General features: G+C 61.8%; 13 protein-coding genes. 7 read left to right on the forward strand and 6 right to left on the reverse strand.

Features of this window, described 5'->3' with window-relative positions; translation table 11 throughout:
* Nucleotides 1-88: 88 nt before the first annotated feature.
* The gene (locus V7773_RS20550) at nucleotides 89-1,030 is read right to left on the reverse strand and encodes a p-hydroxyphenylacetate 3-hydroxylase reductase component (RefSeq protein WP_336074799.1); all 942 of its coding nucleotides are present in this window, start codon (nucleotides 1,028-1,030) and stop codon (nucleotides 89-91) included.
* A 65-nt stretch (nucleotides 1,031-1,095) separates the two neighbouring features.
* Nucleotides 1,096-2,265 carry a p-hydroxyphenylacetate 3-hydroxylase oxygenase component gene (locus tag V7773_RS20555; protein WP_336074802.1) on the reverse strand — a complete coding sequence of 390 codons (1,170 nt, stop codon included), beginning with the start codon at nucleotides 2,263-2,265 and terminating at the stop codon, nucleotides 1,096-1,098.
* Between the two features lie 311 nt (nucleotides 2,266-2,576).
* Between V7773_RS20555 and V7773_RS20560 the strand changes: the two genes are divergently transcribed.
* The 6 genes from V7773_RS20560 to V7773_RS20585 all read left to right on the forward strand — a co-directional run bounded on the left by V7773_RS20560 (nucleotide 2,577) and on the right by V7773_RS20585 (nucleotide 7,588).
* Complete coding sequence (locus tag V7773_RS20560; protein WP_336074804.1) at nucleotides 2,577-3,875, forward strand: NAD(P)/FAD-dependent oxidoreductase; 1,299 nt, start codon at nucleotides 2,577-2,579, stop codon at nucleotides 3,873-3,875.
* A gap of 183 nt (nucleotides 3,876-4,058) precedes the next feature.
* Nucleotides 4,059-4,424 (forward strand): cupin domain-containing protein, encoded by a 366-nt coding sequence (locus V7773_RS20565; protein ID WP_092141253.1) that lies wholly within the window; start codon nucleotides 4,059-4,061, stop codon nucleotides 4,422-4,424.
* A gap of 51 nt (nucleotides 4,425-4,475) precedes the next feature.
* Nucleotides 4,476-5,135, forward strand: a complete 660-nt coding sequence (locus V7773_RS20570) for a helix-turn-helix transcriptional regulator (RefSeq protein ID WP_336074806.1) — start codon at nucleotides 4,476-4,478, stop codon at nucleotides 5,133-5,135.
* Between the two features lie 78 nt (nucleotides 5,136-5,213).
* Complete coding sequence (locus V7773_RS20575; RefSeq protein WP_336074807.1) at nucleotides 5,214-6,035, forward strand: molybdenum cofactor biosynthesis F family protein; 822 nt, start codon at nucleotides 5,214-5,216, stop codon at nucleotides 6,033-6,035.
* Entirely contained in the window at nucleotides 6,028-6,828 is an 801-nt protein-coding gene (locus V7773_RS20580) for an SDR family NAD(P)-dependent oxidoreductase (protein ID WP_336074808.1), read from the forward strand. Before V7773_RS20575 ends, V7773_RS20580 begins: the two co-directional genes overlap by 8 nt.
* Complete coding sequence (locus V7773_RS20585; RefSeq protein ID WP_336074809.1) at nucleotides 6,821-7,588, forward strand: SDR family oxidoreductase; 768 nt, start codon at nucleotides 6,821-6,823, stop codon at nucleotides 7,586-7,588. Before V7773_RS20580 ends, V7773_RS20585 begins: the two co-directional genes overlap by 8 nt.
* A 171-nt stretch (nucleotides 7,589-7,759) precedes the next feature.
* On the opposite strand, the gene feaR is transcribed toward V7773_RS20585, so the two are convergent.
* The 3 genes from feaR to V7773_RS20600 all read right to left on the reverse strand — a co-directional run bounded on the left by feaR (nucleotide 7,760) and on the right by V7773_RS20600 (nucleotide 10,910).
* Nucleotides 7,760-8,722: a transcriptional regulator FeaR gene (gene feaR, locus V7773_RS20590; RefSeq protein ID WP_336074810.1), complete on the reverse strand. Its 963-nt coding sequence runs from the start codon at nucleotides 8,720-8,722 to the stop codon at nucleotides 7,760-7,762.
* 123 nt (nucleotides 8,723-8,845) lie between these two features.
* Nucleotides 8,846-9,466 (reverse strand): DUF3156 family protein, encoded by a 621-nt coding sequence (locus V7773_RS20595; protein WP_336074812.1) that lies wholly within the window; start codon nucleotides 9,464-9,466, stop codon nucleotides 8,846-8,848.
* Nucleotides 9,411-10,910 (reverse strand): APC family permease, encoded by a 1,500-nt coding sequence (locus V7773_RS20600; protein ID WP_336074814.1) that lies wholly within the window; start codon nucleotides 10,908-10,910, stop codon nucleotides 9,411-9,413. The genes V7773_RS20595 and V7773_RS20600 overlap by 56 nt, the downstream gene beginning before the upstream one ends.
* Nucleotides 10,911-11,203: 293 nt before the next feature.
* Between V7773_RS20600 and V7773_RS20605 the strand changes: the two genes are divergently transcribed.
* On the forward strand, nucleotides 11,204-12,532 hold the full coding sequence (locus V7773_RS20605) for an alginate export family protein (RefSeq protein WP_336074816.1): 1,329 nt from the start codon (nucleotides 11,204-11,206) through the stop codon (nucleotides 12,530-12,532).
* A gap of 39 nt (nucleotides 12,533-12,571) precedes the next feature.
* Here the strand turns inward: V7773_RS20605 and V7773_RS20610 are convergent, their stop codons facing one another.
* Nucleotides 12,572-13,543, reverse strand: coding sequence for a methyl-accepting chemotaxis protein (locus V7773_RS20610; RefSeq protein ID WP_336074818.1), 972 nt, complete (start codon nucleotides 13,541-13,543; stop codon nucleotides 12,572-12,574).
* Between the last annotated feature and the right edge of the window lie 11 nt (nucleotides 13,544-13,554).

Raw genomic sequence — 13,554 nt, forward strand, 5'->3', positions numbered from 1 at the left:
CTTGGAGTGTTGGGGCCGCTTCGCGGCCCAGCGGGAGCAAGCTCCCTCGCCACAGGGGTTGGTGCCAAGCCTTGATGCATGTTTCAGCTCAAGCGCCCTTGATCACACCCTTGAGCACTGCTTTGAAATGCTCCACCTGGGCCTCGCCGAACTGGCCGAACACCTTGTCCTGCTGTTCCTTGGCGATGGCCCAGAGCCCTTCGGTCTCATCGATGCCCTTGGCGGTCAGGCGTACCCGTTCGCCTTCATCGGTCACCAGGCCCTTGCGCTTGAGGTTGGCCACGGCTTCTTCGATCTCGCGCGCCGGCATCGCCACTTCCCGCTGCAAGTCGCACAGGTTCAGCCCGGCGTCGTTCTCCAGCACCATCAGCATCCGGGCTTCGCTGGTGCGCAAGCCAGTGGACAACTGACGCGGCTGGTAGCTGGCCTGGTAAGCCCGCAGCGCCTGAGTCATCAGGTAATACAGGTTGTGGCTCAAGCGCCCCTGGAAGTGACTGCTGGGGGACTGGCCCTCTTCCCGTCTGGTCATGCGAGTGTGGGGCAGCACCATCGAGTAGGCGCCCTGGTGATAGAGCAATGGAGAGCGTCCAAAATCATCAAACGCCACGACCTTGCCGATCATGATCCAGTGATCGCCGCCATCGACCTGTTGGAATTTTTCACAGTGAAAACGCGCCGAGCAATCGACAAACACCGGGGCGCCGCCTTCGCCGGTTTCGAATTCGATTTCGGCGAAGCGGTCCTCCTTGGGTCGTGCGAAGTTGTTCGACAGGTCGATCTGGTCGGCGGCCAGCACGTTCACCGCAAAATGGCTGGCGGCTTCGAACACACCATGGCTGCTCGAACGCTTGTCGATGCTCCACAAGATCAATGGCGGGTCCAGGGACACCGAATTGAAACTGTTGGCCGTCACACCGACCTTGCGGCCATCTTCAGTGGCAGCGGTGACCACGGTCACGCCAGTGGCGAAGTTACCCAGGGCCCGGCGGAACGCGCGGGTATCGAAAGCGGTATCACAAAGACTGGACATGCAAGACTCCCGGCCGCCTCAAGGGACGGCCTCGATTATTGTTCTAGGGTTCAACGAACAGGCGGTCAAACCATGGAAGGATCAGGCTCAAGGCCCATCAACTCACGACCGAGAATCTGCGCACAAACGTCGTAGTCGGTATAGGCATGGGCGCCGGTCAGGTGGGCGTCGCGGAACAGCCGTTGCAACTCGTTGCTTTCGAACCAGGCACCGCCGCCAGCCGCCTCCATCAAGCGGTCGACGGCCTGTATGCACATTTTGGTGGCATAGCCCTGGTTGGTCCGCCAGAACGCCAGGGTTTCCCGGCTGGGGTATTCGTGGCGCTCACCGTATTCGGCGTGCTCCTGCCAGGTTTTCTCCAGAAAGGCACGGGCCGCGGCCACCTGATGAGTCGACTCGGCCAGACGCATCAACGCTGGGGTAGCGGCACCGACTGCCGCACCGGTGTAGGCCCGCACGCGGTTGCGGGTCTTCTCGCGAAAAACCTCCAGCATGCGTTCGGCCACGCCCAGGCTGACCGTGGAAAAACCACTGGCGAAGTAAGGGCGGTATGGCGAGTAGAAAATCTTGCTATCGGGGTACAGGCCGAATCCGCCGGACTTGCCCTCCATCATGTCCTTGGCTTTCTGGATCCGGTATTCCGGCACGAAAGCGTTGTCGATGATCAACGTCTTGCTGCCACTGCCGCGCATGCCCACCGCGAACCAGTCATCGCGAATCTCATAGTCGCTACGCGGCAGCACCGCAAAGCAATAGTCCTGGGCGCCTTCGGCGTTTTTACGGCGAAACCCAACGATCGCCCATTCGGCATGATCGCAGCCGCTGCTCCAGCCCATTTCACCGCTGAACGTCACACCGCCCTCGACTTCCTCGGTGCGGCCAAACGGCGCGATACTGCTGCTGGCAGTGGCATCGGGATCATCGCCCCAGATTTCCTGCTGGGCCCTGGCCGGGAACATTGCCAACTGATGGCTGTGGGTGCACAACAGGCTCATGGCCCAGGCCGTGCTGGCGCAGGCACCGGCCAGCAGCGCGATGCAGTCGGCGAACTGCGGCAGGGAAATCTCCAGGCCACCGTAGGGTTTCGGCTGGAAGGCCCGGTGCATGCCGATGCTTTTGAGCAAGGCGATATTCTCGGCAGGGACGCTACGGTCTTTCTCCGCCTGGAAGGCATTGGCGGCAATGACCGGCAGGAGGGGCTTGAGGTCTTCGAGCAGCGGGTTTGGCTTTTTCATGGACAGGCTCTTTTATTATTGGCATCTGCCAATCCCGTCTCTGCCCGGCAACCTGAGATTGCACAAACAGCGGGATCAGTGATTAAGGCCGGTCCAGTATGGCCAATCACAGGCGGGTGAAAAATGCACCTTCCAGATCCAAGATTGTACTTTTCATGGGGCAGCTTTCGGCGCCATGGCGCGCTCGGTCAAATCCCCCGGCACGGATGATCAAGACAAGCGCCCTGCCAAGGCTCTTAATAGGGCCATCCCCTGCAATGCCTTGCGATGGCGTTGCAACGGAGTTTCCTTTCACTTTGTCAGGTTGCGTCATGATCAATATCGAAACGCCCACCTATTACACGGCCACCAAGAAATACAACCTCAGCTTCCCCACGTTGGAACAGGACGTGGACGCCGATGTTGTGGTCATTGGCGGCGGTTTCTCCGGGATCAATACCGCGCTGGAGCTCGCCGAAAAAGGCATCACCAACATCGTGGTGCTGGAGGCGCGTTACCTGGGGTTCGGCGGCACTGGGCGCAATGGCGGGCAGATTATGGCCGGCATCGGTCATGACCTGGAAAAGATCAAGAAGGACGTGGGTGAAGACGGCCTGCGCCAGATCTTCGAGATCAGCGACCTGGGCGCCGACATCATCAAGGACCGTATCGCCAAGTACGCCATCGATGCCGACTTCTGCCACGGCTACGGCTACATGGGCTTCAACGCGCGCCAGGAGAAAACCCTGCGGGCCTGGGAAAAAGACTTCAAGTCAGTCAATAGCAAACACGAGATCCGGTTTCTCGGCGGCTCCGAGGTGCAGCAGATCATCGGTTCCAAGGCCTACGGCAGCGCCTTGCTGCACATGGGCGGCGGGCATGTGCACTCACTGAACCTGTTATTGGGTGAGGCCAAGGCCCTGGTCAGCCACGGCGTACGGATTTTCGAGAACAGCCCGGCGCTGGAAGTCAGTTATGGCGAGCGCATCACCGTGCGTACCGGGCGTGGCTCGGTCAGGGCCAGCAAGCTGCTCTGGGCCTGCGACAGTTTCCTCAACAAGCTGGAACCGGAGCTGCACCGCTCGACCATCAACACCTACGCCTTCCAGATGATGACCGAGCCGTTGTCGGACGAACTGATCCAGCGCATCAGCCCGATTCGCGGTGCCTACAGTGACATTCGCCCGGTGATCGACTACTACCGCGTCACCAACGAAAACCGCCTGCTGTTCGGTGCCGCCACGCCGTTGGTGGAGCACATCCCCCAGGATCTCAAGGCCTGGAACCGGCGCCTGATGCTGAAGATCTTCCCGTACCTCAAGGACGTGAAGATCGACCTGGCCTGGGGTGGCCCGATGGCGTGCAGCCCGAACCTGTTCCCGCAGATCGGCACCCTGCCCGGGCGCAGCAACGCGTTTTTCGTCCAGGGTTACTCAGGCTTTGGCGTCACGCCGAGCCACATCATCTGCAAGGTGCTGGCCGAAGGCATGAGCGAAGGCTCGGCGCGCTACGACCTGGTCAGCTCGATCCATCGCCCGACCATCATCGGCAAAGACGCCATTCGTCCATTGCTGCTGACCGCTGGCAAGTCCTGGCACCAGCTGTCGGGCTACTGGAACGGCCGTCGCTGAGATGTGTGGCTGAACATACACCCTGTGGCGAGGGGATTTATCCCCGCTGGCTGCGAAGCAGCCCCATAAGCAGCGCAGATGCAGGTTTTTTCAGGGGTCGCTGCGCGCCCAGCGGGGATAAATCCCCTCGCCACAAGAACCCCTTCCAACTTCGCTATTTTTTAATCATCAGGAGTCACTGCCATGCCCCTTATCACCGTCAAAAAAGACATCCAGCTGTCCGACCTGGACGCCTGGGGCACCGTCGCCGATCTCGGTTCGCAGATTCTCGAAGGCGAAGTCAAAGCCTTCGGCAAGATGACCTTCGGCGCACCAACCGACCCCGTCAGCAGCGCCTACTTCGGTACCACCCAAGGCAAGTTCCGGATGGTCTATCCCTTCGCCGAACACGCCACCGTGGTCACCGGTGAAGTGGTGCTCACCGACGAGGCCACCGGCCAGAGCACCCGCTACAAGGCCGGCGACAGCTGGTTCGTGACCAAGGGCACGCCAGTGCTGTGGGAAGTGGTCAGTGAGAGTTTCGTCAAACACTACTTCGCGGTAGCCTGATCGGACTTGGCTGCCGGCCCAACCGGCAGCCCTCTCGGCGAAGGTGCGACCATGAACCTCATCCCCACCCAGGACATCGCCGGCCAGTGCCTGCACGCATTTACCCAGCTCGTTCCCGTCAGCCGGGCGGCGTTCTACTGCGTTGATCGGCAACTGCAGGTCCACGACTTCAGTCTGCACAAGATGAGCGGCGAGATGCACCGCGACTATCTGGACAACTATCGCCAATTTGATCCGCTGCACCCGCGCCACTGCGTGTCCAGCGAGTTGGCCGTGGTGCCGTTGAGCCTGGCGATGACCCGCCAACCGCTGCGTGACAACCATCGTTATCACGACTTCCTGCAGCGCTACGGCGTGGTCGATGTGGTGGAAGTCTTCGCCCATCGGGACGGTCAGCCTCAAGCCGCGATTTCGTTGTTGCGCACTGCCGAGCAAGGTGTCTTCACCAGCCAGCAGTTGAGCCAACTCAGCGCGTTGCAGGCCTTGCTGCAACTGGCCGCGGCCCATTTGCCCAGCCATGAGGACCCACTGGGCGACTTGACGCCCAAGGAGCGCCAGATTGCCTGGCTGCTGCGCCAAGGCGTCAGCAACAAGCAATTGGCCCGGGAGTTGGAGGTGGGCTTGCCGACCATCAAGACTCACCTGATCCACCTGTTTCGCAAGGTAGGCGTGAGCAGCCGTACCGAGTTGGTCAGCGCACTGTTCCTCTGATCAACCATTTGGTTGATAGGCCGCCGTTACCCGGCACCGCATGATCCGAGTGGCTAATTCAACCACCGGAGCCTTGTAATGAGCACATCTTCAGACTGGATCACCGTCGGCGCCCTGGCCGATGGCTTTGCCCCCGGAGCTTTCATCCTGCCAAACCTGGCCGACCTGGACAGCAAGACCTTCACCCTGCATTTCGCCAATGGTTGGCAGATCGAGCATCGCTTCGAGCAGGACACCGTGTCCTGGAACGCCGTCGATGGGCACTCCAACGGCAGCGCGACCTACCGGGCCACATCCGTACGCCCGGGCCTGTACCTGGTGGACTTCATCAAGCGCGAAGGCGAGCTGACGCTGTCGGTAAGCCTGGTGCTCGATACCGCCAACGCCGCCTTCACCGCCGTGATCGGCCGCATGCCGAGCCAGCAAGAAACCGGCGAAGGCCTCTACAGCCGGGCGCTGGCCGGCAAGCCCCTGACCTTGGTTCAAGCGCAGTTCCTGCACGGCAGCCTCGATCGTCCCTGGCAGCCTGGCCTGTGCCCGCACACACCGACTACCGAATTGGTGGGGCTGCGCAACTTGTATCGCTACAGCCCGAGCGAGGTCTACGAACACATTTACCTCAACGACCAGTTCTACTCCTGGCAGTGCCTCAAGGGCGTTGAACAAGGCCTGTGCGACACCGATCGCTGCGACACCTACAAGATCGCCGATCAGTTGTACCTGTTCGTCTGGCGGGAAAAAATCATCCCGACCCTGGGCCTGGTGCTGATCGACCTGCAACAGCACCGCAGCGACGGCAAGATCTTCGGCTACGCCGGTGCGTCGTTCGATGAGTTCTCCAATTTCCCGGTCAGTTCCTACTGCCAGGTACTCAATCAGACGGAGTATCCCGATGCCTGAATCACGTACCGTGGTGATCACCGGTGCCGGTACCGGCATCGGCGCCGCCTGCGCCCGCCTGTATGCCGCCGAAGGCGCCAACCTGGTGCTGATCGGCCGCCGTCGCGAGCCCCTGGAAGCACTCGCCGAAGACATCGGCGGCCTGGTGCTGGTGGGGGACGCGGCCTGTCCAGACACCTGGGACGGCTTCGTCGAGCAGATTCGCACGCGTCATGGCCGACTCGACGTGCTGCTCGCCTGTGCCGGTGGTTTGGGCATGGGCAGCGCCACCGAGACTCAGCCATCGGCCTGGGAAGCGGCCCTGCGCAGCAACCTCGACAGCGCCTTCTACAGCGCCCGGGCGTGCCTGCCACTGCTGCAGGAAAGCGCCGGCAACATTGTGCTGATTGCCTCCATCGCTTCGTTGGCGGCAGGCTCCCACGTGTGCGGCTACACCACCGCCAAGCATGCGCTGTTGGGCCTCAACCGCTCCCTGGCAAGGGATTACGGGCCTCACGGCGTACGGGTCAATGCAGTCTGCCCAGGTTGGGTCCGCACCCCCATGGCCGATGAAGAAATGCAGGCACTGATGCAGTTCCATGGCGAAACGTTGCAACAGGCGTATGACCGGGTCTGCGCCGACGTGCCGTTGCGCAGGCCGGCCAGTGCGGAGGAAATCGCCAACGTCTGCCGTTTCCTGGCCTCCCCTGATGCGTCGATCATCACCGGGGCGACGCTGGTGGCCGATGGCGGCTCCAGCATTGTCGATGTACCGACACTGGCCTTCAGCCGGATGGAGGCCAGCGATGTCTGAGGATCTGGATTTCAGCGGCCAGACCGTATTGGTCACGGGCGGCGCCCAGGGCATTGGCCGGGCCATCGTTGAAGCGTTTGCCCTGCGTGGGGCTCGCGTGGTCATCGCCGACCTTGGCCTGGCGCGCGCCGAAGCGGTGGCCGACGAATTGACCGCCGAGGGCTGTCAGGTACAAGCGGTGGGGGTTGACCTGGCCGACGCAACGGCGGTCTTCGGGATGATGGCCGAGCTGGAGCAGCGCTTGGGGAGGCTGGATATCCTGATCCACAACGCCGGGTATTTTCCGCTGACACCGTTCGCCGAGATCACCCCGTCGATGCTCGAGCGTACGCTGGCGGTGAACCTGTCGGCGCTGTTCTGGCTGACCCAGGCCGCGTTGCCGATGTTCCGATGCCAGGGCCAAGGCTGCGTGCTGGTGACCTCCTCGGTCACCGGCCCGCGGGTGGCGTATCCAGGGCTCAGCCACTACGCGGCCTCCAAGGCCGGGGTCAATGGTTTCATTCGCAATGCCGCGCTGGAACTGGCGGCCGAGAATGTCCGCGTTAATGGGGTCGAGCCGGGCATGATCGCGACACCGGCCATGGCCAACCTGGGCGACGATGAAGTCAACCAGGACATTGCCCGCCGGGTGCCGCTGGGTCGATTGGGCCAACCGAGTGACATCGCCGGCGCCATGCTGTACCTGGCATCGAGCCTGGCCAGTTATGTGACCGGGCAGACTTTGGTGGTCGATGGGGGGTCGACGTTGCCGGAGGTTTGAGCCTGAGTGGGGGGAGTCAGCTTGCGGTGAGGGTGGATGGACCACCGTCATCGCGAGCAAGCTCGCTCCCACACTTTCCAGTGTCACCCACAAAAATCATGTTCATCACAAATCCCTTTGTGGGAGCGGGCTTGCTCGCGATAGCGATCATCCAGTCAACGACGACCTCATTCAAGCCATCCCTTGCCCCTCCTGCAAACGGCTGGAACGAAACTCCTTGGGCGACAGCTCGAACTGCTTCTTGAACGAACGGCTGAAATGCGCCGAATCGGTAAAGCCCCATTTGTAGGCAATCGAGGTAATGGACTCGTCCCGCAGGAACGGATTGGTCAGGTCATCAGCGCTGCGCTTGAGCCGGGCCCGCTGGATATAGCGGCAAACGCTGTCATCCTGCTCTTCGAACAATCGATACAGATGCCGCACCGAAATATTCAGTCGATTGGCCAGGCCCACCGGGCTGAGGCCGGGCTGGGTCAGTGACTCGTCGATGACCTTCTGTACATAGCTGCGCAGATGGCTGCCCTGCAACGCAACCCCCTCATCACGGGCATCGCTACTGTGCTCCAAGGCCGAGCCCAACAGCGAAACGAAGGCACTCTGCAACGCTTCACCCTCGCCCGCGGCGCCCTCGCCGTCGGGTGTGTCCCTGCACAGCTGGTCCATCAAGACATGCAGCATCCGCCCACACGCCTTGCTGGACGAAACCTTGCCGAAAGTCTTGGTCTCCCCGCCCAGTTGTCGCGACACGTCCTGGCGAGACAAGGACAGCACCGCGTGCTCGATCAGGCCGAACGGGCTGATCTCAAGCGCCCCCACGGAATCCATCAGCAGCAGTTCACCGGGTGCCAGCTGAATGCTCAAGCCGTTCTGGGTAATGCGGCAGTAGCCGCTGCGCTGGCTGACCAGGAAGCAATCCTGGTCATCGTCGTGATCCGCGTTGGGTAGGTGACGCTTGATGCTACCGGCGTTGGTGCGCAGGTTCGCGAGGGCAAGGCCACCCCGATGGAAATTCGACACTTCACCAATAAACAGGGAACGATTGAAGGCCAGCTCGGTATCGAAGTGGCCGCAAGTCGCCCGCAGATCCCGGTTCCAGATATCCAGACCGTCCTGCCCAACCTGTTGCATGCTCATGGCATTCTCCGCAGTGGCTTATTGTTTTTGTGCGGCAATAGTTAACATGTTATCTATATGCACGCAACAAGTACCTGATCACCAGAGCAGTAGCAGGAATGATGCCAGGGCAGCACAACAGAATCAGAGCGTTGCCAGTACCCGCTGCAGACCGCTCAAGGTTGCCAGCAAGACGCAGCGCTGCTCGCGGCTCAACGGGATATACCGACGAAAGGCCGGCATGCGATTGACCACTTCGCTACCGCCCATGTGTTCCAGGCGCACGCACCACTGGCGTCCCTGCAAATCGATGCGCAGCCGTTTGAAATCCAGGGGCATGAGGGCCTGATACAGCACAAGATCCTGCTCCACCGCCGCCTGCAACCGGTCCGCCAGGTCACTGCGCCCATCCCGCTGCCGGCAGCGAATACCACTGCGCCGAACAGCCCCGCCGTGGTGCAGCTCCAGGCGCGCCGTGCCCTCTCGAGAGGCAGGCACGCGCAGGACGAACTCGGTCATCACCAGGTGCATCAACAACTGCGACTCGGTGCGTTCGACGATCTCCAACTGCAAGCTGCCATCGTCGGTGGCTGCCGTCGCCGTAGTCAGGCCCGTCACCTCGAATTGCGCCAGCGCCAGGTTGCGCCGCAGGTGTTCCAGGGTCACCCCGGGCCGATACCCGGCCGGGGTGCGCTGGGCGCTGAACAACTCAGACAGTTTTTGCAGCAGGGTCGACAAACTCGCCCGCAGGTTGCCCTGGCTCATGGGAGAACTCCTTGGCCAACACGTCTTCTACCGACGCTGGCTTGAATGGATTGACCTTCTGTACCACCAGGGTCCAGAACAAGGCGTACGCTGCCGTGCCACCGAGCATCACCGCGAAGGGCACGTAGATGTCTGCCGGGTTCATGCCGGGCGGCGTGATGAACCACATGCCCAGCATAATGCCGACACTGGACAGGATCTGTGGCAACGGGAACCACGGCGAGCGATAGGCCCGCGGCAGATCGGGGCGACGAATCCGCAGGCTGACCACCGACACGGTCACCAGCAGGTAGGCAAAACTCCAGGCGCACACCGCGGCCAGCACCAGGTGCATGATGTTGTCGGTATTGCCGCCCAGCCACCACGCGTGCAGGCACGGAATCAGCATCGCCACCAGGATGCACAGTAACGGCGTCTTGAAGCGCGGGTGCAGATAGGTGAAGATTTTCGGCAACGCACCGTCCACCGCCATGCCGTAGAGAATCCGCGGTACGCCGGCCATCAGGGTGTTGATGGTCGCCGCACCGGCAAACAGAAAGCCAATGCCCAGCCACATCGGGCCGATATCGCCCATGACCTGTTCGGCGAAGCGTGGAATCGCCATGGGGGTGTCCAGCAGATGCACGCCGCTGGTGGCATCGAGCAGCACGTTTTCCACTTGGCGCTTCATCGCCGCACCGTAGATGAACATGCAGGTGGCGACGCTGAACAAGCCCAACATCATGGCCCGGGGCATGGTCCGGGCGGACTGGCGCAGGTCCGGTGCCAGCGGCGTGACGAATTCGCAGCCGACAAACATGAACATGGCCATGCCCACCAGCGACAGCACCGTGACCATATCGGTGCCCACCACGGACGCGCCGAACCAGCCCTCCAACTCCACTGCCGGAGCGGCGATCAGGCCCAGCACGCCAAACACCATCAGGGTGGTCCACATGCCGAACGTCAGGATGATTTCGGCCCGGCCAAAGGCGCTGACGCCGAACGCGTTGAGCACGCCAAAGACCACCACGAACCCCACGCCCAGCAACCAGGAGCCACCTGCCGATTCGGCCAATGTGTTGAGGTGTTCGAAGTTCACCAGGGCCATGACACCGGCCAGGATGGTCTCGGCGGTGCCGGCGAACACATGGACAATCAGATAGGCCGACAAGGTGCCCGTAATCGCGAAGAAACGTCCCATGCCACAGTTGATATAGTCATAGACCGAGCCGGTGGTCGGGAGAATCGACGCCGCCTCGGCAAACGTCGTCGCCTGGGCCAGCATCATTACCACGGCGATCAGCATCGCCACGGCAAAGGCGCTGCCGCCAATGCCAAAGCCCATGGTCGCGGTGAGAATCACGGGACTTGCCATGATCAAGCCAATGGTGCTGGCCAACGCGGTGGGAAAGCCCACCGAACCCCGGTTCAAGTGCTCGGTGAGCCTGTCATTGATCGACATGGTGCAAGGTCCTCGAAAGCGGATTTTTAGTATGGATGCCACAGCCGTCCAGGAACCGGCGATCATGCCTTCCCCAACCAGTCCCTGATCGAAACGGCGTTGCGTGCAGCCTTACTCTGCGCCGCACCGCGCCGGGCGTCTTGCCCATGTCTGCCGCCGGTTTTGTTGCTGCCTGCCAACACCGCCGCGCTGGCGGCCTAGATCAACTCCATGGCAGGCAGGTGAAAGACTTCCCTGGGTACCTCTCCCCTTAATGCGCGCTCTACTGTCCAATCGCACTGGGGAATCCCACCATGGGACACACACGCCGTACACCTTTGCTGCGCAATGCCATCGGCTTGGGCATCGCCCTGCTGGTCGCCGATTCACCGGCCCAGGCTTATGAGCTTTATTCCGACGAAGACACCACCGTCACCGGCAACTTCCTGGCGGTCTACGGGCTGTTCAACAGCCGCAAGAACTACGACGGCACCACCGGTGGTTCAAGCTGGCGCGAAGGCTTCATTAAGTATGGCCTGAGTATCGACCAGACACTCGGCAACCTGGGCAGTTTCTACGGGACGGCCAACCTGGTCAGCTCCGGCACTTGGGGCGATGGCGATGCAGCCGGCTTGAGCGACGGCTCCGAACGCACCACCAAGTTCGATGAAGCCTTTGCCGGCTGGCGTTCGGGGGACCTGTTCCCGGCATTGGGCAAAGACGGTGTCGACCTGTCCTACGGCCGCCAAGTGATCACCCTGGGAGACGGTTTCATCATCAACGACGATGGCCTGAACCTGGGCAAAGGCGTGGCCGATGGCGAGCTCAACCGTGGCGGCGCCTATTACCTGGCGGCCCGGCATGCCTTCGACGAAACCGCTGTCGTGCGCCTGGGCGGCAAGGAAGGCGTGCATGGCAGCCTGATGTGGATCAAGTCCGACAACCGCGCCCAAGCCAACACCGAGATGGCCGCGAGCACCCTGGAATATACCGCCGCGCCTGGCACCCTGGGGCTGACCTATATCCATGGCACCGATGTCGATGACCGCTACGCCAGCGACTTCCAGAAACAGCGCGAAGGCATGGACATCTACAGCCTGCGCGGCGCCGGCAATGCTGGCATCGAAAACGCCCACTTCGCCTTCGAGTACGCCTGGCAGGACAAGGACGCGGGCCCGGAGAAAGCCTGGTACGGCGAAGCCGGCTACACCTTCGCCGACTTGCCCTGGACACCGGACCTGACCTATCGCTACAGCCGCTATTCCAAAGGCTGGGACTCGATGTTCAACGGACAGAACCGCGGTTATGGCACCTGGTTCCAGGGGGAAGTGGCGGGCAACTATGCCGGCCCGTTCAATAGCAATACCGCCGTCCAGCACGTGGGCCTCAAGCTCAAGCCGGCAGAAACCGTGACCATTGGCGCACTGTTCTTCGACTACCAGACCCTGCATGCCCGTGACGCGCTGAACCTCGATGCGCAGGAGCTGGACCTGTACGTGGAATGGGCGGTGAATGAACACCTGATCATCACGCCGCTGGTGGGCCTGTACAAGCCTGAGAAGGATGCGGACAGCGGTGGCAATCAGGTTGCCGGCAACGGCACCAACGTCTACAGCCAGTTGGTGGTGGCGGTTCCGTTCTGAACGTGGCGGGAGCTGCCCCGACGGCAGCTCCCGCTCGGCTTACTGTTTGTGCTGATGCAACATGGTCTGGATCTGATGGGTCGCCTGCCGGGTGCTCTGCGCCAGCTTGCGCACCTCATCGGCCACGACTGAGAAACCGCGCCCGACATCTCCGGCCCTGGCGGCTTCAATCGCGGCGTTCAAGGCGAGCAGATTGGTCTGGTCGGCAATGCCCTTGATCACCCCCACCACCGTGGCAATCTGGGCGTAGGTCACCTGGTTCTGTTCGAGCATGCGCTGATGGGTGGACTGGGCCGAGCGCTCATCGCTGATATCACGCACCGCACCAATGACCCGCACCAGTTGCCCATGCGAGTCGCGTACCGCCCGACCGCGTTCACGACACCAGATGTAATCCCGGGTCTTGTGGCGCATCCGGTATTCGAAGACGTATTCACCGCTGCCCTGGGAGCCAAGGATTTCCTGATCGAAAATGGCCATGATCTTGGGCAAGTCGTCCGGGTGGGTGATGCCGACCTGGGCATCCCAGCCATCGGGCAAGTCATCCGGCCCATACCCCAGCAGCGAACGGAACTGACTGGAAAAGCGCATGCCACTAGCCGGATGCTGGAGGTCACCGTTGACGACCGTGATATCCCAGCAGCCTTCAGTCAAGGTCGATTGCAGCAACTCCCAGATCTGCGCATCCTGGCGTTGTTGCTGTAGCTGCTGGCGGTGTTCGCCCAGACGAACTTCAAGCGCCTGCTCGCGCTCAAGGGCTTGCTCCAATTGCTGGCGAAACCTGTGCATCTCACGCTCGCAATGCTGCCATTGCAGGGTTTGCGCCTGCACTTGTGCTTCGACCTGATGCAGATGTGCAGTCGCGCTCGCCACCTGCCGTGCATGCTGCTCAAGGACGGTGCGCAGTTGCGGATACGCGTCGAGCTGCGGCGTGTCCTCCGTTTCGCCGGTCAGCACGCGTTGCACCTGCGCAGTCAACGCCAGTCTCTGTTTGTTGGTCTGGAGAAACATCGCCCGCCCCT

The sequence above is a fragment of the Pseudomonas sp. 3JA genome, assembly GCF_036961705.1.
GTDB classification, from domain to species: Bacteria; Pseudomonadota; Gammaproteobacteria; order Pseudomonadales; family Pseudomonadaceae; genus Aquipseudomonas; species Aquipseudomonas fluorescens_Q.